Origin of the sequence: Psychrobacter sp. AOP7-B1-24 (assembly GCF_052376215.1) — a bacterium.
Classification (GTDB): domain Bacteria; phylum Pseudomonadota; class Gammaproteobacteria; order Pseudomonadales; family Moraxellaceae; genus Psychrobacter.
The window spans coordinates 1-23,668 of the sequence record NZ_JBQSVL010000035.1 but is presented as its reverse complement, the minus strand read 5'-3'; the positions used below and the strand labels follow the sequence as shown (position 1 = coordinate 23,668).

Annotated in this window: 21 protein-coding genes and 1 pseudogene; 9 read left to right on the top strand and 13 right to left on the bottom strand. The window is 43.2% G+C overall.

What is annotated here, in order from left to right; translation table 11 throughout:
• Positions 1 to 317: 317 nt before the first annotated feature.
• The 5 genes and pseudogenes from urtE to urtA all read right to left on the bottom strand — a co-directional run bounded on the left by urtE (position 318) and on the right by urtA (position 6,378).
• The gene (gene urtE / locus ACT3QP_RS08700) at positions 318 to 1,016 is read right to left on the bottom strand and encodes an urea ABC transporter ATP-binding subunit UrtE (RefSeq protein ID WP_444525198.1); all 699 of its coding nucleotides are present in this window, start codon (positions 1,014 to 1,016) and stop codon (positions 318 to 320) included.
• Between the two features lie 74 nt (positions 1,017 to 1,090).
• Positions 1,091 to 1,900, bottom strand: a complete 810-nt coding sequence (gene urtD / locus ACT3QP_RS08695; RefSeq protein ID WP_444525205.1) for an urea ABC transporter ATP-binding protein UrtD — start codon at positions 1,898 to 1,900, stop codon at positions 1,091 to 1,093.
• Positions 1,901 to 1,944: 44 nt separating this feature from the next.
• Positions 1,945 to 3,015, bottom strand: coding sequence for an urea ABC transporter permease subunit UrtC (gene urtC / locus ACT3QP_RS08690; RefSeq protein ID WP_444525197.1), 1,071 nt, complete (start codon positions 3,013 to 3,015; stop codon positions 1,945 to 1,947).
• Between the two features lie 10 nt (positions 3,016 to 3,025).
• Positions 3,026 to 4,771, bottom strand: a pseudogene (gene urtB / locus ACT3QP_RS08685) (urea ABC transporter permease subunit UrtB).
• 254 nt (positions 4,772 to 5,025) lie between these two features.
• The gene (urtA, locus tag ACT3QP_RS08680) at positions 5,026 to 6,378 is read right to left on the bottom strand and encodes an urea ABC transporter substrate-binding protein (protein ID WP_444525196.1); all 1,353 of its coding nucleotides are present in this window, start codon (positions 6,376 to 6,378) and stop codon (positions 5,026 to 5,028) included.
• Between the two features lie 362 nt (positions 6,379 to 6,740).
• On the opposite strand from urtA, the gene ACT3QP_RS08675 reads away from it, so the two are divergent.
• Together ACT3QP_RS08675 and ACT3QP_RS08670 are read left to right on the top strand one after the other, a co-directional pair.
• On the top strand, positions 6,741 to 8,378 hold the full coding sequence (locus ACT3QP_RS08675) for a DUF4139 domain-containing protein (protein WP_444525195.1): 1,638 nt from the start codon (positions 6,741 to 6,743) through the stop codon (positions 8,376 to 8,378).
• Positions 8,379 to 8,440: 62 nt separating this feature from the next.
• On the top strand, positions 8,441 to 9,262 hold the full coding sequence (locus tag ACT3QP_RS08670) for an NRDE family protein (RefSeq protein ID WP_444525194.1): 822 nt from the start codon (positions 8,441 to 8,443) through the stop codon (positions 9,260 to 9,262).
• Between the two features lie 256 nt (positions 9,263 to 9,518).
• Here ACT3QP_RS08670 and ACT3QP_RS08665 read toward each other — a convergent pair whose 3' ends face one another.
• On the bottom strand, positions 9,519 to 10,037 hold the full coding sequence (locus ACT3QP_RS08665) for an RNA pyrophosphohydrolase (RefSeq protein WP_192520216.1): 519 nt from the start codon (positions 10,035 to 10,037) through the stop codon (positions 9,519 to 9,521).
• Between the two features lie 842 nt (positions 10,038 to 10,879).
• Between ACT3QP_RS08665 and ACT3QP_RS08660 the strand changes: the two genes are divergently transcribed.
• Together ACT3QP_RS08660 and ACT3QP_RS08655 are read left to right on the top strand one after the other, a co-directional pair.
• Positions 10,880 to 11,293 carry an OsmC family protein gene (locus ACT3QP_RS08660; protein WP_444525193.1) on the top strand — a complete coding sequence of 138 codons (414 nt, stop codon included), beginning with the start codon at positions 10,880 to 10,882 and terminating at the stop codon, positions 11,291 to 11,293.
• Positions 11,294 to 11,307: 14 nt separating this feature from the next.
• Entirely contained in the window at positions 11,308 to 11,733 is a 426-nt protein-coding gene (locus ACT3QP_RS08655) for an MAPEG family protein (RefSeq protein ID WP_444525192.1), read from the top strand.
• Positions 11,734 to 11,827: 94 nt separating this feature from the next.
• On the opposite strand, the gene ACT3QP_RS08650 is transcribed toward ACT3QP_RS08655, so the two are convergent.
• The 7 genes from ACT3QP_RS08650 to ACT3QP_RS08620 form a co-directional block, all read right to left on the bottom strand.
• Entirely contained in the window at positions 11,828 to 12,850 is a 1,023-nt protein-coding gene (locus ACT3QP_RS08650) for a tRNA dihydrouridine synthase (RefSeq protein ID WP_444525191.1), read from the bottom strand.
• A 76-nt stretch (positions 12,851 to 12,926) separates the two neighbouring features.
• On the bottom strand, positions 12,927 to 14,426 hold the full coding sequence (locus ACT3QP_RS08645) for a UvrD-helicase domain-containing protein (RefSeq protein ID WP_444525190.1): 1,500 nt from the start codon (positions 14,424 to 14,426) through the stop codon (positions 12,927 to 12,929).
• A gap of 177 nt (positions 14,427 to 14,603) precedes the next feature.
• Positions 14,604 to 15,470, bottom strand: a complete 867-nt coding sequence (gene tatC, locus ACT3QP_RS08640) for a twin-arginine translocase subunit TatC (RefSeq protein ID WP_192520221.1) — start codon at positions 15,468 to 15,470, stop codon at positions 14,604 to 14,606.
• Positions 15,470 to 16,183, bottom strand: coding sequence for a Sec-independent protein translocase protein TatB (gene tatB / locus ACT3QP_RS08635; RefSeq protein ID WP_444525189.1), 714 nt, complete (start codon positions 16,181 to 16,183; stop codon positions 15,470 to 15,472). Before tatB ends, tatC begins: the two co-directional genes overlap by 1 nt.
• 53 nt (positions 16,184 to 16,236) lie before the next feature.
• Positions 16,237 to 16,509, bottom strand: coding sequence for a Sec-independent protein translocase subunit TatA (gene tatA, locus ACT3QP_RS08630; RefSeq protein WP_192520223.1), 273 nt, complete (start codon positions 16,507 to 16,509; stop codon positions 16,237 to 16,239).
• Between the two features lie 229 nt (positions 16,510 to 16,738).
• Positions 16,739 to 17,584 (bottom strand): bifunctional phosphoribosyl-AMP cyclohydrolase/phosphoribosyl-ATP diphosphatase HisIE, encoded by an 846-nt coding sequence (gene hisIE / locus ACT3QP_RS08625; RefSeq protein WP_444525188.1) that lies wholly within the window; start codon positions 17,582 to 17,584, stop codon positions 16,739 to 16,741.
• 139 nt (positions 17,585 to 17,723) lie between these two features.
• The gene (locus ACT3QP_RS08620; RefSeq protein ID WP_444525187.1) at positions 17,724 to 18,167 is read right to left on the bottom strand and encodes a thioesterase family protein; all 444 of its coding nucleotides are present in this window, start codon (positions 18,165 to 18,167) and stop codon (positions 17,724 to 17,726) included.
• A 434-nt stretch (positions 18,168 to 18,601) separates the two neighbouring features.
• Here ACT3QP_RS08620 and rpmI point away from each other — a divergent pair, with 434 nt between their 5' ends.
• From rpmI to ACT3QP_RS08595, 5 genes are all read left to right on the top strand, one after another.
• A complete protein-coding gene (gene rpmI, locus ACT3QP_RS08615; protein ID WP_011281253.1) occupies positions 18,602 to 18,799 on the top strand; it encodes a 50S ribosomal protein L35 in 198 nt (65 codons plus the stop codon).
• A gap of 137 nt (positions 18,800 to 18,936) precedes the next feature.
• Positions 18,937 to 19,293, top strand: coding sequence for a 50S ribosomal protein L20 (gene rplT / locus ACT3QP_RS08610; RefSeq protein WP_011281252.1), 357 nt, complete (start codon positions 18,937 to 18,939; stop codon positions 19,291 to 19,293).
• Positions 19,294 to 19,605: 312 nt separating this feature from the next.
• Entirely contained in the window at positions 19,606 to 20,661 is a 1,056-nt protein-coding gene (pheS, locus tag ACT3QP_RS08605; protein WP_444525186.1) for a phenylalanine--tRNA ligase subunit alpha, read from the top strand.
• A gap of 61 nt (positions 20,662 to 20,722) precedes the next feature.
• Positions 20,723 to 23,128 (top strand): phenylalanine--tRNA ligase subunit beta, encoded by a 2,406-nt coding sequence (gene pheT, locus ACT3QP_RS08600; RefSeq protein WP_444525185.1) that lies wholly within the window; start codon positions 20,723 to 20,725, stop codon positions 23,126 to 23,128.
• A 222-nt stretch (positions 23,129 to 23,350) separates the two neighbouring features.
• Entirely contained in the window at positions 23,351 to 23,650 is a 300-nt protein-coding gene (locus tag ACT3QP_RS08595; protein WP_444525184.1) for an integration host factor subunit alpha, read from the top strand.
• The last annotated feature ends 18 nt before the right edge of the window (positions 23,651 to 23,668 follow it).

Genomic DNA, 23,668 nt, shown 5'->3' with positions numbered 1-23,668 from the left:
TAATATTGGTAATAAAGTGCTGACCATAATAGCAAATTTCATTCACTTGGCATACACAATTGCTATGATGCCAATCAGTTAGCGTTGAGAAGTTGAACGGTTGATACAGGGGAGAATATATAGGGTAAGAAGCAAGTAAGATAATGAATAAAACAGGACAAACAGCTGTAATCGTGAAAAGGTTACGTGATGACATTTTGAATAAGCAATGATCTTGATAGCTAGAAGCTTAGGATAAACACGCAATTTTTAACCTTATCAAGCAGTCACTACCAAGTTGTCTTATTACACTTATTTTTAAAAAAATTAGATAGCGATTAGATAGCGACTAGATCTTGTACGTTGTTTTCGACCATCGTATCGCCTGCGCCTTGTGACACTACTTTGCCACGTGATAGCACCGTGTAATTATCAGCCAATTCTTCAGCAAACTCATAAAACTGCTCAACCAATACAATTGCCATATCACCTTTGTCTGCTAAATCGCGCAGGACACGGCCAATATCTTTAATAATAGACGGTTGGATACCTTCAGTTGGTTCATCTAAGATCAGTACCGTTGGCTCAGAGGCTAAGGCACGTGCGATAGCCAGCTGCTGCTGCTGACCACCAGATAAATCACCACCGCGGCGATGTTTCATCTCATCAAGTACTGGAAAAATATCATATAAATGTTTGGGTACATGCTTGGCCTTACTGCGTGAAAATTTGGCCATACCGATTAAGATGTTCTCTTCTACGGTCAGTGTCGAAAAAATATCGCGGCCTTGTGGCACATAAGCGAGACCTGCCCTTACTCGTTGTTCGGGAGACAGTTTGCTGATGTCTTTGCCATTGAGTAGAATTGTTCCTGATTTGATAGGCAATATTCCCATCAAGCACTTGAGTAGAGTTGTTTTGCCTACACCATTACGTCCAAGTACCACGCTGCACTCGCCAACGGGCGCTGTGAGCGAGACGTCTCGTAAAATATGGCTGCCACCATAATATTGGTTGATAGCGTTAACTTCTAGCATGGTTGTCTCCTAACATTTAAATCTTCTCCTAAGATGCAATTCTCTAATGATTACCTATTTATCTAGATCACTTCCTATCGACCTAAGTAGGATTCAATCACGGCTTCATTGGCTTGCACTTCGGCTAAAGTACCTTCTGCCAAAATTGCACCTTGTGCCAATACGGTAACTTTTTCGCTAATAGCATCAATGAAAGTCATGTCGTGCTCGACCACTATCAAGGTATGGTTCTTTTTAAGACGTAAGCACAGCTCGGCAGTATGCTCAGTTTCGGCATCGGTCATACCCGCTACGGGCTCATCAAGCAAAATTAGTTTAGGGCTTTGCATTAACAGCATGCCAATTTCCAACCATTGTTTTTGACCATGTGAGAGTAAGCCGGCAGGCTTGTTGATTCTGTCGGTCAGGCGGATTTGCTGTAGGGTAGCGTCGAGCGTATCGCGAGTATCAGCACTGAGTTTGTTAAACAAGCTTTTCATGACACGCTTGTCTTTGGGTGCGGCCAATAACAAATTATCCATCACGGTAAAATTTTCAAATACAGTTGGTTTTTGAAACTTACGACCGATGCCCGCTTCAGCGATTTCTTCGGTCGACATATGAGCAAGGTTATGGGTTTGCCCAAAAAACACGCTACCTTCCGTAGGGCGAGTTTTACCGGTGATAACGTCCATCAGTGTGGTTTTGCCCGCGCCATTTGGACCAATGATGCAACGTAGCTCACCTTTTTCAATGTATAACGATAAGTTGTTGAGTGCGCGAAACGAATCAAACCAAACGCTCAGTTCTTCTAGATATAGAGCAATACCATGACTAAAGTCAGCATCTGATTTTTTGGGATGAGTGAGACCATCACGACCATCAGTGTGGTCAAATTCAGACAATTCTTTGGTAGGTTGTTCAACCGATAACAGTTTGTCCTTCAACATCAATACTTCTCCTTTTTGAAGCGGTCAAACAGACCCATAATGCCATTGGGTAAAAACAGCGTGACGACGACAAACAGTCCACCTAGGATCAATAGCCAAAACTCAGGGTAGGCGACAGTGAAGTAAGTTTTGACCGAATTGACCACACCTGTTCCTAAGATTGCTCCAATGAGCTTGCCTCTACCACCCGTAGCTACCCAAACTGCCATCTCGATAGAATTAACTGGATTCATTTCACTCGGATTGATAATGCCTACTTGTGGTACATAGAGTGCGCCTGCGATGCCTGCAATGACGGCTGATAGTACCCAAGCAGATAGCTTGTACCATAATGTTCGGTAGCCTAAATATTGCAAGCGGTTTTCGCCATCGCGAATAGCGCCAAGTACTCGTCCGTATGGTTGGTTCATCAAATGACGCAAACCCATATAAGATACTAATAACGCCAAGGCTGTGACGAAACATAGCATTGAACGGGTAGAGGCCGCGGTGATGTCGTAGCCTAGTAAGGTGGTAAAACCAGTAAAGCCATTGTTGCCGCCAAAGCCAGTTTCGTTCCGGAAAAACAGCAAGGCAGCGGCATAGACCATCGCCTGAGTGATGATCGAAAAGTAAACCCCTTTGATTTTAGAGCGAAAAGCAAAGAAGCCAAACAAAAACGCAATCAAGCCGGGCACTAAGACCACTAGTGCCATTGCCCACCAAAAATTTTGGGTGCCAGCCCAGTACCATGGCATTTCCGTCCAACTCAAAAATCGCATAAAGTCTGGAAGCGCATCGCCTGCTGTTTCGCGCGTTAAGTACATACCAAATGCATAACCGCCCAAGGCGAAGTAGAGACCATGTCCCAAGCTCAAGATACCGGCATAACCCCATACGAGATCTAACGCCAAAGCAACCATGGCCAGTGCCATGATTTTGCCAATGAGCGTAATCCAGTAAGCTGAAAGATGAAATGTTGAGGTTTCTGGTATGAGATGTAGCCAAGGTAGTATTAATAGTACGGCAAAACATAAACCAATTAAAACGGCACCACGCGGTGTATCAGACAGCAGTTTAGTCAATATCATAGGAGTCTCCTTATTCGACAAAGCGGCCTTTGAGTGCAAACAAACCTTGTGGCCGTTTCTGAATAAACAGAATCACAAGAACCAACAATACAATTTTGGCCAAGACTGCACCGATACCAATCTCAAGCACCGTGCCGCTGACACCGAGTCCTAAGGCCGCTAATACTGCGCCCCATACTTGACCGACACCGCCTACCACGACGACTAAGAAAGTATCGATGATATAGGTTTGACCCAAGTCAGGACCCACATTGCCCACTTGAGCAAGCGCACAGCCTGCCATGCCGGCAAGTCCAGAGCCTAAACCAAAGGCCATCATATCGATACGTGCAGAAGGAATACCAACTGCTTTCGCCATTTGGCGGTTTTGTGTCACTGCTCGTATAAATAACCCAAAGCGAGTTTTGTTGAGTAAGTACACCAACAGTGCCACGACGATGACAGTGAACACAATGATGGCAATACGGTTGTAAGGCAATACAAGGCTTGATGACACTTGATATGCACCGCTTAACCAAGCCACGTTACTGACTTCGACGTTTTGCGCACCAAAAATCATCCGTACTAACTGCATTAAAATCAGACTCACCCCAAAGGTCGCCAATAGGGTCTCTAGCTGACGACCGTACAATGGGCGAATCACAATGCGCTCAATAATCATACCGATAATAGCGCTGACTAAAAATGCCGCCGGAATAGCAGCAAGCAAATACCAGCTTGCCATATCTGGTAGATAAGCTTGAAATGCGTTTTGAACCATATAGGTGGTATAAGCACCAATCATAATCAGCTCGCCATGCGCCATATTAATCACACCAAGCAAACCAAAGGTAATCGCAAGGCCAAGCGCCGCCAGCAATAAAATACTGGCCGTACTCATGCCTGTGAAAATATGACCTGTTCATGTACTGATTTCAATACGGCGTGACACGCTGGATTCAGCATCGATCAACGCCGCTTTAAGTGCAGAATCTAAATTATCAGCGGCCAGGGCAGATTCTATATCGACTAATACTTGTGGGCTATCACTATCTGCAAGTAGCCCCACGGCTGTGATTTGAGTGGGTAGATCACCGTTTTTAAAGTCAATACGAGCTTGTAGGGCAGTTAGCGCTTTTTGGACTTTTGCATTGTCCTCTTTGTCTGCTGCTGCCGTAATAATAGCCGGATCTACTTGGTTAATATTGTTGGCTAAAATATCAACGGCTTGTAATCGCTGTGCAGGTTTGTCAGATTTGAGCTTGACCTTTGCTTGACCAAATACAAGTGCGGAGCGTAACGCATTGGTTAAGGTAACTTGGGATAAATCACTGGGCCAATCGGTCGTTTCTGTTTGATCAGGATAAGTAAATAGCTGGTCATCGGCATTGAGTAAGTAAGTTTGTCCGCCATTGCCCTGATACAGCTCATCATTTGCAATAAATTCAACCAAACTGTCTAAGCTTTCGATGGTTCCTGGCCAATCACTCAACATAGCTTGCCGCTGGCTAAAGTCACCTGCTACAAATTGCTCAATGGTGTCTTTTGAGTTTTTAGGGTTTGTTATTGAAGTATCTGAGGTGGTGGCTTGAGTAGAACTGGATACGCTTGCAGGCGTGATCTGTGATTGCTCGCTATGCGCAGCATTCGTATCATGGTCATGTGTTGGACCATCATGGTCCGCATGTGCAGAAGTAGCAAAAATCGTTATAAATAGTGCCGTCAGAGCAAGTAGCCGCAGAGATATAAATATTGGAAAAATCGCAGCGTGCTTCATTAGCCCACTTATTGGTGCTTGTTGATGATTACCATGCTTAGATGCTATTTGTCCTGTAGTGGGGCATAAGATGTGACGCTGCATGTGCGGCTCCCTGTTCTTCACGGTCAACAAATTCTAGGTTCTATTACTTAGTGTACTCGGGTATGTCTTCAATTTATTCGACAGTCATCTAAATAGGTTGAAAATAAAGGTAGAGCGTAGGCGCTGTAATGTTTCATGCGCCTAGCACTACCACTTTTGAGGTAAGAGGTTTATTTCGGAATGTATTCACTCCATGGCTGTGCTTGAATCACTTCTGGTGTTTTAAAGATCGTATCAAATTGTCCATCAGCACGAATTTGACCAATCATAACGGGCTTCCACAAATGATGGTTTTCCTCATCCATTTTTAGTGTGTAGCCTGATGGCGCATCAAAGGTTTGCCCTGCCATGCTAATACGTACTTTATCGACATCGGTGGTGCCAGCTTGTTCAACGGCTTGTTTCCACATATTGATGCCCACATAGGTGGCTTCCATTGGGTCATTGGTTACAACTTTTTCAGCATTGGGTAGGTTTTGGTCTAGTGCATATTGCTTATAGCGTTTGGTGAATTCGCTGTTGGTTGGGTTTTTAATCGACATAAAGTAATTCCATGCCGCTAAATGTCCTTGCAATAAACTGGTATCGATACCGCGCAGTTCCTCTTCACCAACTGAGAACGCCATGACTGGAATATCTGCGGCATCAATACCTTGATTGGCAAGCTCACGATAAAACGGGACGTTTGAGTCGCCATTGATGGTTGATATTACCGCTGTCTTTTTGCCTGTAGAGAATTTTTTGACGTTAGATACGATGGTTTGATAGTTACTGAATCCAAATGGGGTGTACTCTTCCATGATGTCTTCATCAGCGATACCTTTTGATTTCAAAAACGCTTTTAAGATCTGATTGGTGGTACGTGGATAGACGTAATCAGTACCTAACAATACAAAGCGCTCTGCACCGCCGCCTTCTTCGCTCATCAAATACTCGACCGCTGGAATGGCTTGCTGGTTGGGTGCTGCTCCAGTATAAAAGATGTTTTCTGACTGCTCTTGTCCTTCGTACTGTACTGGATAGAACATCAAGCCGTTTAACTCTTCGACCACTGGTAATACGGATTTGCGTGATACTGAGGTCCAGCCACCAAAGATGACATCCACTTGATCTTGAGTAAGTAGCTGACGGGCCTTTTCAGCGAATAATGGCCAATCAGAGGCGGGATCAACGACGACTGGCTCTAGTTGTTTACCGAGCACACCACCATTGGCATTGATTTCCTCAATGGTCATTAACGCAGTGTCTTTAAGAGACGTTTCAGAGATGGCCATGGTGCCAGATAGCGAATGCAATATACCCACTTTGATCGTGTCACCATCAGCAGCAGGGGTAGTCGTTGTTTCTGTAGTGGTTTCGGCTGTCGTCTCGGTTGAGGGTGTAGTCTCTGCAGGCTTTTGACAGCCAATTAAACTCAGGCTACCCGCCACGGCAATGGTCAATAATGATACGCGTGATTTGAGTTTGCTGTGAGGGTTTGATGCACTAAATTGAGGGCTAGTTAAAGTCGGTAACGAAAACATGGACATCTCCTAAATAAACACAAAAGATAAAATTGCTGTTACTTAACAGTGATTAATAGTTCAAGTTTCGTGCCAATCAAAAAGTCCAGTTATTTAGTAAATAACGGCTTAATAATTGAAATTTATGAAGATTTATCTTTAATATAGTGCATGGGTTTTGGCAAGTTGCACCATAAAGGGGAATAAATAGAGAAGTCATACAGCATATAGAAACAGACTTTTGCTATCTACAAAGACATTTATTGCTAAAAAGTTGCAAAAACGCTACGGTATTATTCTTAATGTATTGAGTTATACTGCTTTTGACTCTTTACTGGCCTTAGTCAAATGGCATAGTTATTTTTATCTTTGAGGAATTATCCATGCAACCACGTTTAGTAGAACCAACTATCTCGACAGATAGTACTATTTCATTACGACTGGCCAAAAAAATGGCCAAATCTACTTTTATGCCGATTGCATTTCTTAGTGGTGCTACTTTTGGTATGTCTAGCGCACAAGCTAGTGTCAGTAATGTAGAAAACGTCACTATCTATCAAGGTTTGGCCAGTGTCACACGTACTCTACCGATTGATGGGAGTGGTGAGCAGACGCTTATATTTTCGTGTTTGTCACCTTCTATGGATAAAGACAGTGTGAGTGTGCAGGCGCTAGGGGATGTCAATGTTGGTGAAGTCAGTATTGAAACATTGAGCGGTGAGCAAGCAGCGCAGTGTCAGTATCAAGGTGATGCACAAGTGCAGACGCAGCAGGATAATTTGGCTAGCGTCAATGCTGAGTTAGAAGCGGCTTATCTAACCAAGTTATATTTGCAGAATCTAGCCAAAGTTACACAACTCAGTATGGAGGGTACGCTAGCTAGCAATACCAATGATCTGCAGGCACAAGCAGTAAGCGTTAATAAAAGAATATTAGATATTCAAAAGCGCCAAGCCCGTGCGCAAGATGCACTAAATCAGTTGATGGCAGGTAGCACGACCACCACGCAAAATAGTGTGACCCAAGTAAGTGTGCGTACGGCGAGTCGAGTGCCAAGTACTGCCAAATTACACTATCAAGTACGTGGCGCTAGTTGGGAGCCGACATATCAAGCCCGCCTAAATACTGATACCAAGCAACTTAATATCACTGCCTCTGCAATTATCGCCCAACAAACTGGTGAAAACTGGCTAAATATTCCATTGGTATTGAGCTCAGTCAACCCCAATCAAAACACCACTGGTCGGCTACCTAATGTGAAGCGTTTGTCTTTATACGAAGAGGAATCTATGATGATGGCTGATGCCGCTCCAATGCCATCGCCAATGGTCATGGCAAAGCGTAGCAGTGATTCTGCTCAGACGGGAGAGCCGCTACCGAGCTTTACTGTGAGTAGCCAAAATAAAAATGGTATTACCGAGTATCGATTACCCCAGCGCGTTAGTATTCCAAGCGATGGCAGGCGTGTACGGACGGTCATTGATGAGCAGTCCGGCAGCAGTAAGTTATGGATACGCAGTACACCAAGTATAGAAAAGGCTGGCTACTGGTATGCCTCAGCACCATTCTTGACACCAGCTTGGGTCGATGGATCGTTGCAACTATACCGCGATGATAACTATGTCGGACAGTCACGTTATAGCTACCAAATGTTAAAAGAGCAAGGTATTGGCTTTGGTATTGATACCAACACGCTAGTGAAACAATTGACCGATGAGCGAAAAACAGGCGACAAAGGCGCGTTTAATCGGACAGAAACATTGACCGAGACCGACGCATATCAATTTACCAATAAGCACAATCGTACGATGAGCTTGCAAGTGTTAGGTAGTGAGCCGATCAGCCGTGATGAAAGTTTGAAGGTCGCTGTCACACACACTCCACCAGTGAGTACGCGCGACTGGAATGGCAATTCAGGCATGGTTGCGTGGGAGTTTGATTTACCCAGTCAGCAATCGAAAGTGATAAGCTCGACGTCTCAAGTCAGTTATCCTGCCGATGAGCAGTTAATTGGCAATTAATAAGTCACAACCTGTGTTGTCAGTTTTTAGCGCTATCGGCTTGTGAATAAAAAAGGAATCGTATGTGTATCGTCGCCATCGCTTGGCAATTATTTGATGAAATGCCATTGGTGTTGTTGTCCAACCGTGATGAGTTTTTTGAGCGTCCTACCGAGCCGTTACACCAATGGTCTGATCAGCCTATTTATGCGGGGCGCGATAAACAAAGCGGCGGTACTTGGCTTGGTATTCACCAACAGCCAGATCAAGAGAAGAGTCTGGAGTATTACTCTCAAAATGGTCGCTGGGCTGCCGTATTGAACTTTCGTGATGGCGTGCAGGCAAGCAATGAGGAGCGCTCACGCGGCGCGTTAGTTACTGACTTCTTGACCAGTGACTCAAGTCCGATGGATTTTGCTCGAAGCATCAACTTGCGAGACTATGCCGGCTTTAACCTTATTATTGGAAATACTGCCCAAGCGGTCATCGTCAATAATCGCGGCCATGCTCCCACACCTTTGTATTCAGGCTTGCACGTACTGTCTAATGGTCAGCCAGAAGATAACTGGTTTAAAACTGAAAAGTTACGTGGCAGAATACGGCAAGAAGTATTGCCACTGATTGCCGAAAATAGCGAACCTGAATATTGGCAAGAAGCGGCTCTTGAGGTGTTATCGGATCATACGTCTGCACCAGCAGATCGGTTGCCAGACACAGGTGTATCGATTGAGATTGAGCAAATGCTGTCCTCTGTTTATATTGCGCCAGTAGCATTTGGTCATACAGACAGTAACGCAACAACGTATGGAACTCGTACCCAAAGCATTTTAACCTTGGTTACAAGTGAAAAAGCAAACGTCACTAGCGAGATTGTCAGCCGAGAGTTTACTGGTCACTCGCAGTAAAGATAAACACGCGCTATAAATTTTGAGCAAAAAAAGACCCACAATAATTGCTAGAAGCGTTAGCAATTATTGTGGGTCTTTTTTATTCTATAGTCAGTCTTAAATAAAAGAGATATAACCACGAGATACGGGTTACATTTTTCCTGCTGGCTGTGCCTACGCAGACAGAGGTGGCGCAAAATGTAATCCGTATCTCTGTATTTACCATATAGTGGATCAACTATATGGTAAATAGAGCTGTTGACTAAATCAGGTACTACACCAATAAGTGGTTTTCTTGTTCAGGCAAAATAAGCTCTTGTTTTAGGGGGAGCTCACGCACCAGCTCTTGCAAAGCGCGACGGTAAACCCCTCGTTTAAAATGAATCACTTGTCCAAGGGGGTACCAGTAACTAACCCATTGCCAATGGTCAAACTCTGGCTTCCCTTCATCAAAGCGGATGTGTTGCGTGTTTGCCTCATCTAAGCGCAGCAAAAACCATTTTTGTTTTTGCCCAATACACAAAGGGTGTTGTCCATGACGCACATAGCGTTTTGGCAGACGATAACGCAACCAGTCTTGCGTCACTGCCAATAAATCTACATGGCGCGGATGCAGGCCGACCTCTTCCCAGAGCTCGCGATACATCGCATCCATTGGTGTCTCTCCGCGGTCGATACCACCTTGCGGAAACTGCCAAGCGTTGTGACCAATACGTTTTGCCCACAGAACTTGCCCTTGTGTATTTGCCAAGATGATGCCGACATTGGCGCGAAAGCCGTCTGCATCTATCATGACTAAACCTTTTTAATTTGTTTAAAATAGCTTATTTCACTCTAAAATCATGACAGCAATCATAGTTATTATAAGGTGATTGGTATCGATATTCGATCGAAATAAGATTAATTACCGTTATTAAACCAAGAAACCGACAGAATGTGTAACAGTATTTTGCTATAAAATGTTTCACGAGTTTAGTTGTTCAAAATCAATGGTTTATAATTAGACTTTTGTAAGTTTTTATGGCTAGTTGGATAAGAGGTAACTTGAAAGAAATTGAAAAGTAGGATACATGACTATTAGGGCGTGTTGAACAGTCAAATATTAGGGCTGCTGATCGCTAAAATTGCACTAAACTAGGCGCAAGCTGACGATAATGTCGAGACCTTAACTAGGTTTGTAACGACGTTTGGGGTGATTTTAGCATCAGCCCTTTGGGGCAGTACTCTTTTTTGCCAATATATGGCGAAATTGTTTCACCTAGAATGACTAGGCATCAAAAATTTCACTGCATATTGCCTGAAAAATAGTCGCTGCCAGCGCCACATTTGACTGTTCAACACGCCCTAGTTATATGAATAAAAACTCTGATTTAGAATAAGTTATCAAAAGCTAAGGTGAAGCTATAATATTTAGCAGCCTAAATAGCTCGAATGGCGAATGCGATCTATATGGGGTAGAGCATATTATTATCATAAGAACCAAAGCCAAAGCCGTTATCAAATCCTGCTTTGGCTTATGCTACACTAGCAATGTGCTGTATCAAGCGATATAGGCTACTTAGAATAAGAAGCAGATAACCTCCTAATTTAAGGCTGCCAATTACAATCTATTTATTAGAATAAGGAAAATGAAAAATGTCAGAGTCAAAAGCAAGCGTTACGTGGCAAGAGAACAAAGCATTTATGGGTGTCTCACCGTCAGGACATAATGTTCAGATTGATGCAGATAAAGAAAAAGGCGCTAGTCCTATGGAGTTGATACTCTTAGGACTTGGTGGTTGCGCCAGTTATGATGTGGTAGAGATCTTAAAAAAATCTCGTCAAGAAGTAACAGACGTGTGCTGTGAATTAACCGCACAGCGTGCCGAAACTGTACCAGCGGTATATACTGATATTCACATGCATTTTGTGGTGACAGGTCAAAATATCAAAGATAAACAAGTTGAAAAAGCCATCAGCTTATCAGCAGAAAAGTACTGCTCGGCCAGTAGAATGTTAGTACAAGGTGGGGTGAATGTCACCCATGATTTTGAAGTGGTTGCAGGGTAGAGGCGAGTATACTAATGAACGCACTTTTGGAGTTGGTTTCTAACACCGCAGCATCTGCTATTTGGGCGATGGTAGCAGCAAGCTTACTACCATGGCTGATGTCAATAGTGGCAAAAGCGTCTGGTGGCTTTAAAATCAGAAATAACGCACATCCTCGCGATTTTTTGCAACACAGTACCGGTATGGCAGCACGAGCCAATGCCGCGCAGCAAAACAGCTATGAGACTTTGCCTATATTTTTGGCAGCAGTATTGGTAGCGATGCTATTTTTTGTTCCACAATCGATTGTCAATGTATTGGCTTGGTTGTATGTGCTGATTCGAATTGGTTTTTGCGTGGCTTATATTGCTAATTTGGCAACGTTTCGCTCGATACTCTGGGTATTATCGATGGCGTGCAGTTTGATGCTGTTTTATTTGGCGATTCGAGTGAGTATTTAGTACTTTGAGCGAGGTTGACGCCGTAATACTTTTATCGTGGCATGACTATAATACTGGCATTATTATAATAGTGGAATAACTATAAAGGCAGCTACTATCGTACACTGGCTAGCAGTGCACTAATAATAGCTGCTTTACTTTTTTCTCGTTTGATACTGTCCCATAACACTTTTGCTTCGCCATAGCCTTTGGTGAGCATCGCTAACCACTGCTTATAACGACCAACCAAGATCACTTCAGTTTTAGCATGACCTTCCAAAAATTTAATCTGATGCGTGACCAGTGTTTTCCACGATAATATTGCCGCGCTTAGCATGGCATCATCTGAACCGCAATCCACACGAGCAACCAAGTCTGGGCGGGTAACCGCGCCGCGACCTAACATCAAATGGGGTGTGCCTGCTTGAGTCATACAATTCTGTGCGTGCTCTACATTCCAAATTTCCCCATTGGCAATCACTGGAATATCGAGCGCGTTAAAACTTTGAATTTTGTCCCAGTAGGCTGGTGGCTTATAGCCTTGGGTTTTGGTTCGTGCGTGAATGGTTAGCCAATCAGCGCCACTGTCGTTAATAGCACCTCGAATATCATCCATACGACTGGTATCGGTATAGCCTAGACGTATCTTAGCCGAGACTGGAACTTGAGCAGGTACGGATTGACGCACCGCGCTGATAATCTGATACATGGTTTCGGGTTCATCAAGCAATACCGAACCACCACGATGACTGTTTACCGTCTTGGCAGGGCAACCAAAATTAATATCAATAGCAGGCGCACCAAGCTCGCAGGCGTAAGCAGCGTTTTCTGCCATCAGTTGTGCTTCGCTACCCAAAAGTTGCAAATGAATCGGTGTGCCACAGGCGGTTTTGGAGTCATGATGCAATTCTGGCACGTATTTATAGAACACGTGTGCTGGCAAGACATGCTGAGTGACCCGAATAAACTCACTCACCGACCAATCATAAGGACGATCTAAATCTGCTGCAATCTGTGTGAGGATTTGCCGCATTAATGGATCGGTTAGACCTTCCATTGGCGCAAGGAGGCGGACGGGATTGGCAAATAACTGAGAGATCGTATTTTGACGGATTTGAAGCGGATCATTATGGTTCATTGCTTGTGGTTCACTGCTAAAAAATTATGATATATAAAGGTAGGTGGGGGCTTTAAATTGTCACATTATAAAATTGCTAGGTATTACCAAAGATAACCTTCTTACCCGTCTGCAATCCTGATATCAAATCTTTAATATGATGAATGTCCAAATTGCTTTGCGCACGCGTACAAGCGACATATAGTAAACGCAGCTCTTCTGGGCTTATCTTGACCGCATTGGTGGTGACGTCATAGTAAAAGTCATCATCCAGTTGTACTTTTCCCCATTCAAGCCCTTTGGCCTTGTGAGCAGTTGAGATGACATAATCTGCATTTTCGATACTGGTCAGACTATTGACCGCTTGGCTCAATACATTGGTGCCATGGTCATCGACTAATTTTACGAGGGTTTTTAGATCACTGCCTTCGTTGGTTTCAGAGTATTCTTGTACATCACCCCAATTATAAAAGTATGCCAGTTCAGGCACACCATAAGCAGATTTTCCATTCTTCAAATTTTCGGCAGCCTGACAGAACTTGAGCATACGATCGGTATCGGCTTGCAGCGCCACTCTATGACCGAGCTTGAGTCCTGTCAATAACTGAGCCATTGCAGCAGCATTGGTACGACAGAGAATGGCGTCTTTTTTACTATGTATCATACCTTTGTCAGTAGAAGACTGTTTATTAGGGTTGCCTTTGAGCGGTACGTCTTCTTGCAGTGCTTTTAGCAAGGTATTGGCGACTTCGGCTATTGGCTCGCCAAAGCGAAAAGACTGCGTTAGTAATGTTTGGGGCAGTGGCAGCTTTTTCATAGCATTGACCGCACCACGCCACTCGTAAATTTGTTGATGGGCATCGCCTACGTAGATTACTTGTTTTGGCTGCTGAGTTAGAATTCCCATCATTAATGGATCAGCATCTTGTGCTTCATCAAATAAGATAAAATCCGCAGGAATGCTTGGCTTAGACAACGCCCATAGTTTGAGGTAAATATCATGTCCGATGCCAGCAGGATGACGAGCATCAATCGACTGTAGCCAGCGTTGTTCAACGGCAGGGTAGAGCAGCTCACGTAATTGTTCTGCATCAGAATCATCGAGCCAACTTGGAAACAATATATGTCTAGGGGCAGGGTAACTGGCATGCGTACTACAGAAATTGCTCACAGCATCGCTGACGAAGCGAGATAATCGTGCTGGTGTCAGCGTAATGTATTTATTGACCCCATCCATTTGCCGACGTACTTGTACCGGTTGTAAGCCTAAATCATCGCCAAGGCGTTTAGGGGAAAAGCGCGGCAAGGATAGTTTGGCCGTGATATCACGAGCGACATGACGATAGGCAAGCGAATGAAAAGTGCGGCACTCTACGTGCGGTGGAAATTTTGAGCGAGCATCATTGGCAATGGCTTTGTTAAAGGCTAAATATAAGCCGCGTCCACGCAATCGCTCACCAATTAGTTTGAGTGTTGTGGTCTTGCCGGCGCCCGCATAAGCGACTACTTTAAATGACTTGTGATCCATCGCCATATTGAGCGCGTTCAGTTGCTCATCAGTGGGATCGCTCATATAAGCTGGCATAGATGCGGACATAAAAAGCTACCTAAAAAATAAAACAGGGTCAAAAATGACGGAGGTAAAAAAAGCCACTGCATAGACAATGGCTAATAAGTGATAACCATCATATAGGGTCATCGGAAGTTAATGTAAGATTTAGAAGATTATATTAACAGATTATAAGATTGGCTTGTTTTGAATTAACTGGTCAGTTTAAGTTTTGCTTGAGGCCGTATTCGCAGATAAAGCTGCATTGGGCTCTTCTTTGATTAATACCTTGGCTAAAAACAAACCAAGCTCAAACAACAACCACATCGGAATCGCTAGCATCAGCATCGATACACCATCGGGCGGTGTGACAACGGCGGCAACGGCAAAACATCCCACAATAATATAACGACGTTTGTCTTCTAAACTCTGGATGGAGACGACACCAACCAATATCAATAGTAAGGTCACGACCGGAATTTCAAAAGTCAGTCCGAACACCATAAATAATTTGAGCGCAAAACTGAGATAACTGTCGATATCTGTCATTGGTAAGACATTCTGTGGGGCAAACATAATAAAGAATTTTAGAACCCCTTTGAGAACGATGAAGTACGCAAATGCTACGCCAGAATAAAATAAGAATATAGAGGAGAGTAGTACTGGAATCGCAATTTTCTTTTCTTTTTTATACAAACCTGGTGCTACAAATGACCAAATTTGATACAGGATATAAGGCATAGCAAAAAATGCAGCGACAAAGATAGTTAGACGTATCGGTGCCATAAAGTTAGACGTAATGTCTGTGGCAATCATGGTCGAATTGGCAGGTAATTGTGCGACTAATGGGTCTGATAATAAGTTATATAGCTCGCGTGAAAACCCGACTAACGCTAAAAATATAATCAATACCGCCACACATATTTTGATTAAGTGCCTGCGTAACTCAATCAGATGCTCGGTGATGGGCATGTCAGCCATAGTACTTAACGCATCTGTAGATTCGTGTTTATCCATTGAATCAGTAGTGGTTTCTTTATCTGAACCAGTGAGTTTTTCTTGGCGGCTTTTTGTGTGTTTAAACAATCCCATCAGTCAGCCTCCTGTATATTTGCAGAAGCTTGTTTTTGCAAAGGACTATCGAAGGAATCAATTAAATGACTGTTTAATAATTTATCTGCTTGATAGTTCGGTAAGTAAGGCGGCTCAGGTAGACGGCGGGCTTTGTCATAAGCACTAAGACGAAACCACATATTCTCCCATGGTCTAGTCGTAAGGACTTGGGTGATAATGTGTGGACTGTCATTAGATTCAGCGGGCACGTTATTTGTATTGCTGCTACTGTGATTGTCTACTGCCGAGGCTTGCTGCAAATCATTTGAATTGTCAGTATTGCTATAGGCGTCGTCGAACTCTTTTGAAGCAGGTGCTTGATGACTGCCTACGCTACTATTGATTTCGCTGTTTTTAGTGTTTTTATGACCATCGACGATATCATGGGTCGCTCTCAGCGTTTGGTTTTGTGAGGATGCAAACTCTTTCATATTGCCACGCATTTCTGCCATCTCACGTCGCATGTCCGCTTCAGTCTGGCGAATTTTGGCAAGCTCTTTTTGCATTTGCTGCCGTGTTTCAGCCAAGTCTAGCTCAGCCTCTATCTCAGACTGTAGGGTAGATACCGTACGGCGAATCTTGGCATACCACTGCCCAGCCGTCCGCGCTGCCTGAGGCAGTTTTTCTGGACCCAGAACAATCAAGGCAATAATGCCAAAGATGAGTAATTCAGAAAACCCAATATCAAACATAATGGTTGAGTGTCACTATCTAGGAACTACAGGTCGGCTAGGTACTATAGACATTATACGTTGTGCTTATCGTCTGTAGGGGCTGCATTGATATCGCTACTATTGGCGTTGTCAGTAGCTGAGCGATCTGTGGTACGCGTGTTGTCATCGTGATCGAGCACAGCGTGCTTTTTAGCATGCTCTGTATTTTCATCTTTGACCGCTTCTTTAAAGCCTTTGACCGCACCGCCCAAATCTTTGCCCGCATTTCTAAGTTTAGATGTGCCAAATACAACTACCACCACAACCAATAGTATCAGCCAATGCGTAATAGAAAAACTGCCCATAAAGGTATCCTTATGTCTTGGTTTTCAGTTTGTATATGAATACTTTGTGTTTATACTACCGTGATATATTAACCAAAAAGTATCGACATATAGCGCGACGTTAAAAGAGCTATATTATAACCTGCACTTGTGACAAAAGGGTGAAATGGCAAAATAATCAAACAGAGTAGCTGGTTATTTTACGATTTCACAAGTTGCTTTTACTAGACTGGTTTTGCAATATCACCAGTTATCGTGACGCTTTTTCATCGATGCCTGATAAGCCAAAGCGACGTCCAAGCTCGTTTAACACGGCATCTGACTCTATGTCGAACCACGCCAGTCCAACGAGTGTATGGAACCAGACATCCGCCACTTCATAGATGAGTTCGTGACGAGCATCATCGTATTGAGCTTTGTCTGCCTCTGCATCACAGCTCGCAAAGTCTTTGGCAGCGATAATGCTTTCTGTACTTTCTTCACCAACTTTTTCTAAAATTTTATTCAAACCTTTAGCATATAGGCTTGCCACATAGGAGCTATCAGCATCGGCTTGCTTGCGCTCAACCAATACCTGATCAAGCTGCTGCAAAATGGAGGCATTATCCGGTTGGCTATCACTACTAGTCGTATCATCTTTGGTCATAATACTACTTACACTAGCATCATTATTTAGATGAGTAGCATTTACCTCTGTGTTATAGATATCCGAAGGATCTTTCAATACTTTATCAACGGTTTGCCACTCAGGTGTTTGCCCAGATAAATCTAAACGCTGATAAAAACAAGATTCACGGCCAGTATGGCAGGCGATACCACCGGCTTGTGTTACGCTAAGTACGATCACATCTGCATCACAGTCCAAGCGAATTTCATGTACGGTTTGAGTATGTCCTGAGGTTTCACCTTTATGCCACAACTTATTGCGTGAACGTGAAAAATAAACGGCTGTTTTGGTTTGTGCAGTTAGTTGCAGCGCCTCTGCATTCATCCAAGCCATCATCAAAATACGCCCAGACTTATGATCTTGGGCAATCGCAGGAATTAAACCATCAGTATTAAAAGTTACGGCAGTCAGCCAAGCAGGTAAAGTCATAATATATCTGTCGTCTTATGAGTATTGAGTAAGAAATGGTCAATGGTTTATAACCATTCACTTTTTAGGTCTTGAGTGAATGGCTATTTGAGCAAAGACAGCATGTTAAAAAAATAGGATATGTTCAATAGGTCTAATATCAAATCTTAAATAAGTGTGGGTACAGCGCTTCTTTTATAATGTTATTAAGTGTAGCGGTCTTATTGAGTTGGAAGTCGTAACCAATAAAGTGTAATCGTGCGGTAGCAACCGTATCACCAGTTTGCATCCTTGTGACCTTTATCACTATATAACCACCGTTATCATACAAGGGTTCAATGCCTATCTCAAACAAAAGCTCTTCACGAAATCGTGCAAGTTTATTAACACTCAACTGTAACTCATCAATAATTAAGCCTTGATAGTCAGCGTTGACCTCTTTAATCCCTCTTGAATACAAAAATCGCAATCGAGCCTCATTCAACAATGCTGTCAATGACTCCAGCGTGAGATGCTTGCCTGTATCAATTTCAGTATGCCGTACACGCATCACTGTTTCAAAGACAAATATATCGTTATCAAAGTGCAACTCTTTTTTGGACACGTTATCTCCTAGATTGATGGCAGTTAATCGCTTCTGCTTTTTATCGTATAAGTCGGTAGTATCATGATGATGAGCTTATGATATAAAGGTGATATTTGTGATAAATAGTCTTGTATGACGAGTCCTTAGATTGTATCAAAGCCTGATTCCTACCAAAGTACGGTTTAGGTTGTCATTTTATTCATTCAAACGAAAATCTCTTACTTTGTTCTCGTTGCTATGAAAAGCGCTATGGATTTGATTATACTCTTTATTTATGGTGATGGTTGACTACTACAAGTCTGAAACTTTACTTGGCAAAACAGTGCATTGTCTGCTAAAATACGGCCTCCCACCTCAAGGCAAATAGCAGTTTAGTGGTTGTTTTTTATACTACTACGCTATATTAACTATTTGACGACCAGGTTCTATTAAAGACAAAGAGGCAAGTCATCATGAAAGTTAAGATGAAAACCAGAAGCGGTGCCGCTAAACGCTTCAAAAAAACAGCAAACGGATTCAAGCGTAAGCAAGCATTCAAAAGCCATATCTTGACCAAGAAATCAGCTAAGCGTATTCGCCAGTTGCGCGGTCTGAAGATGGTGGACAAGTCTGACGAAGCAGCAGTTCGTCGTATGTGCCCATACATCTAATAGCCTATCGTCATGTGTTTTTAACAAAGAAGCATTTCTTTAATTAAAAATATTTGGCTTGCAATCTGACAACGATGTTTATCAATGAGTAACATTGTTGATCGTTTAACAATGATTAAGAATTCTTGGAGTAATTTATGGCCCGTGTAAAACGTGGTGTACAGGCGAATCGTCGTCACAAAAAAATCCTAAAACGCGCAAAAGGCTACTACGGTGCCCGTTCACGTGTTTACCGTGTAGCGGTACAAGCAGTGACCAAAGCTGGTCAATATGCTTATCGTGACCGTCGCAACAAAAAACGTACTTTCCGTCGTCTTTGGATTGCACGTATCAATGCTGGTGCACGCTTAAACGGCTTAAGCTATAGCCGCTTTATCAATGGTATGAAAAAAGCAAACATCGCCATCGATCGTCGTGTACTTGCTGACATCGCTATGCATGATGCAGCGACTTTCACAGCATTGGTCGAAAAAGCAAAAGCGGAATTGGCCTAAATATTAACCGTCCTTTAGATACATTGTTTATCAAATAAGTATTTAAATGGATAGGACTAATATTAATTAATAGTATGATATTAATAAAAGCTACCGCTAGTCGGTGGCTTTTTTTATATTAATTTATTTTAAAGCTGGTTTTATCAGAGATAAGCCGCCCTTTAATTTTTTGATATAGCATTTCTTATCGTCTAAATATTCAAGCCATTCATACTGCTAGCCTTTGGTTTAAAATGATAGGGCAAATGGTTTGTAATATTTGGTCAAACCCCTACAATTAATAGTCCGTTTAAATCAGGAATAATGCGTCTTATGACTACCCCTGCTGCTATCAACGATTTGTCGGCGCTACCGACCTTATCCTCAGAGCTTAATGAGTTGACAGAGTCTCAGCTAACAGAGTTTGCCAGTGCCGCTGAAGCATTGGTTTTACAAGTCACTGATGCACGCGCCTTGCAAGATTTGCGTGTGCAATTAACAGGCAAAAAGAGCTCACTAACTGGCTGGTCAAAGCAGATGGGCAAGCTCAGTGCTGATGACAAAAAAACCTATGGTGGCTGGTTGCATCAAGTACGTAGCCGTATTCAACAAGTCTTAACTGACCAGCAACAGCAGCTAGAAGTCGCGGCATTAAACGCTAAACTCGAAGCAGAAAGTATTGATATTACATTGCCTGCTCGCGGTGGTCAAAAAGGTCACTTGCATCCGGTTACGATGATTACGCAGCGTATGCAGCAGTATTTTGTGCAAGCAGGGTTCAATGTAGCGACTGGTCCTGAAGTCGAGAGCGATTACTATAACTTTGAAGCACTCAATATTCCATCGCATCACCCAGCGCGCGCGATGCATGACACATTCTATTTTGATGCGCATTACTTATTGCGCACACATACCAGCCCAGTGCAAATTCGTACGATGAAAAAGAATGAACCACCCATTCGTATTATTTGTCCTGGACGCGTTTATCGTAATGACTCAGATCAAACTCACTCGCCGATGTTTCATCAGCTAGAGGGATTGATGGTCACAGAGTCGAGCACGTTTGCTGAGTTAAAAGGTTTGATTAGTGAGTTTTTGGAAGCGTTTTTTGCCAAAGAGCTGACTGTACGTTTCCGTCCATCATTTTTTCCATTCACAGAGCCTTCTGCTGAGGTGGATATCTTAGATGACAATGGTAAATGGCTGGAAGTGATGGGCTGCGGCATGGTGCACCCACAAGTACTGACCAACTGCGGTATCGATAGCGACAAATACACTGGCTTTGCTTTTGGTATGGGTATTGAGCGCTTTGCGATGCTGTATTACGGTATCGATGACTTGCGTTTGTTCTTCCAAAATGACGTACGATTTTTAAAGCAGTTTGGCTAGATTTTCGTTCTTGATACTAATACGTCTACCTTTAATTCTAAAATTTTGATTCGAGATATTTATGAAAATTAGCGAACAGTGGCTACGTCAATGGGTGAACCCTACGAATACCAGCGAACAGTTGGCCGAACAATTAACGATGGCAGGGCTTGAGATTGATGACCGTTATGCGGTAGCTCGTGCCTTTAGTGGCGTAGTCATCGGAGAAGTTGTCAGCGTCGAACAGCATCCAGACGCTGACAAACTGCGAGTCACGCAGGTCAATATTGGTGAAGCGGATCCGCTACAAATCGTCTGCGGTGCACCCAATGTCTGCGTCGGTATGAAAGCTCCAGTTGCCACCGTTGGTGCAGTTTTGCCAAGTGATGACAAAAAAGGCTTTAAAATTAAAAAAAGCAAACTACGTGGTGTTGCCTCTAATGGCATGCTCTGCGGTGCTTCAGAAATTGATTTAACTGATAACATTGATGGTTTGCTTGAATTACCAACTGATGCACCAATCGGTATGGATATCCGTGAGTATTTGGGTTTAGACAATCAAATACTGGATATTTCAATCACCCCGAACCGTGGAGATTGCTTTAGCGTACGTGGTATCGCTCGTGAAATATCAGTCATTAACGACCTACCAATACAAATGCCAACCATCGCCGACAACATCACCATTACTGAAAATGGCGCAACACCTGCCGTTACTGTAAATGCTGTTGAAGCATGTCCTCGCTATTTATTACAATCGATTAGCAATATCGATCGTAGCGTTGAGACACCAAAGTGGATGCAAGATGCGCTTGTTCAATCAGGGCTACGTTCACATAACTTTTTGGTCGATGTGACTAACTATGTACTGATGGAGCTTGGTCAACCGTTACATGCATTTGATGCTGATACCATCGTCGGCGATATCGTTGTGCGTCTGGCAGAGCCTGCGGAGACCATTACTTTACTCAATGAACAAACCGTTACTTTAACAGGTGATGAGTTAGTCATTGCTGATGATAAAGGTGCACTAGCACTTGCTGGTATTATGGGTGGCCAACGTAGTAGCGTTACGGATAGTACGACCAATATTATTGTGGAAAGTGCTTTTTTTGGTCAGCTTGCTATTGCTGCGCGTGCACGCCGCTTTGGTTTACATACTGATGCGTCGCAACGTTTTGAGCGTGGGGTGGATTTTGAGTTACCAGCGCTAGCATTGGCACGTGCGTGTGATTTGATTATCAGCATCACGGGTGGTCAAGCGGGTCCTATAGTCAAAGCTGAGAGTAGCGAGCATTTACCAGTGCGTGCGCCAATTACCTTACCAATCACTAAAGTTCGTGAGGTCATCGGTATTGAGATTGAGCCAGCCGAGATGGTTCGTATTTTGACTCAGTTAGGGTTCGAGGTTGAGCAGCAAGCAGACATGCTAACTTGTAAGCCGCCATCTTACCGCTTTGATATGAGTATCCGCGAGGATCTCATCGAAGAAATTGCTCGTATCTATGGCTATGATAATATTCCAAGCGTATTGCCACACCTGCAAGTAAGTATGGATTACGATGATACGGCAGATTTGACCCATCAAATGAAGCTGTCATTGGTTGATAATGGCTATATGGAAGCGATTAGCTTTAGTTTTAGCGATGCAAAACTAGAAGCCTTGATTGATGATGAAGCACTGGGCGAAGTGTTGGCACTGGCAAATCCTATTTCTAGTGACTTGGCAGTGATGCGTCGTACCTTACTGTCTAGTTTATTGCCTTGTGTGCAATACAACTTAAACCGTCAGCAACCACGTGTGCGTTTTTTTGAAACGGGTTTAAGTTTCGTAGGGCACAGTGTTAGTGATTTGGTACAAACGCCAAGTATTGCTTTGGTCGCAGTTGGTGATGTGTGGGATGAACAAGCTTATCAAAACCGTGCGCTAGACTTTTATGACCTCAAGCATGATATTGAGCAATTATTGCCCGCCCAAATTGATAGTGCGCGTATTCGTTATGAGCGCAGTGGACTAAACTTCTTACATCCAGGGCAGAGCGCTAAATTATATATTGATGATATTTATGTTGGTTGGTTGGGACAGTTGCATCCTAGTACGGCGAAGCAGCTAGATCTACCTAGTACTTGGGTTGCTCAGTTATCATTAGCACCTTTGCTGACGCTTGATCGAGAGCAACATGCTATCACCACGCCTAGTAAATTCCCACAAGTGCGCCGTGATATTGCCGTCTTAGTAGATAGTAATATCAGTTTACAGACATTAGAAACGACGATTCGAGCTGCCGCAGGTAATTTGCTCAGTGATCTTTGGTTGTTTGATGTATATCAAGGCGACAAAGTACCAGCAGGCCAACGTTCATTAGCTTTTGCACTGGTATGGCAAGATAGTACACAAACATTATCTGATGATGACGTGAAAGCCACGACTGATAAAGTTGTACAAGCGCTAATAGAACAACACTCAGCACAGCTACGCGATAGCTAATTTTTTATACCGATATAAACGCTCTGTAGCCTTATTATTCATGAGGCTATGGGGTATTGCTATTTGTAAAAAAGCCATAAAAAAGTTAAGTGGTTATTAATAAAGGACTTTAATACTCTTTTTGTTAAAAAGAGGCCCAAAACCCTTTATAATAGCTACCCTTAACCCTCATACCGCTAAACCATGATATTCGACATCACGACATAGCATAGGAGTCGTACTGTGAGCACTTTAACCAAATCTGACATGATTGAGCATTTGATGAGTAACCTTAACCTAACACGCCAAGAGAGTCGCTGTCTGGTAGAGAACTTTTTTGATGAGCTGTCAGAGAGTTTGATTGATGGCAAAGAGGTCAAGCTTTCAGGCTTTGGCAATTTCGAGCTTAAAGACAAAAACAGCCGTCCAGGTCGTAACCCCAAAACAGGGGAGCCAGTTGCGGTGTCAGCCCGCCGTGTGGTTACTTTTAAAACAGGACAAAAATTTCGTCAACAAGTTGATGAGCGCTTGTTTGATGTTTGATACAGGCTTTTAAATTAA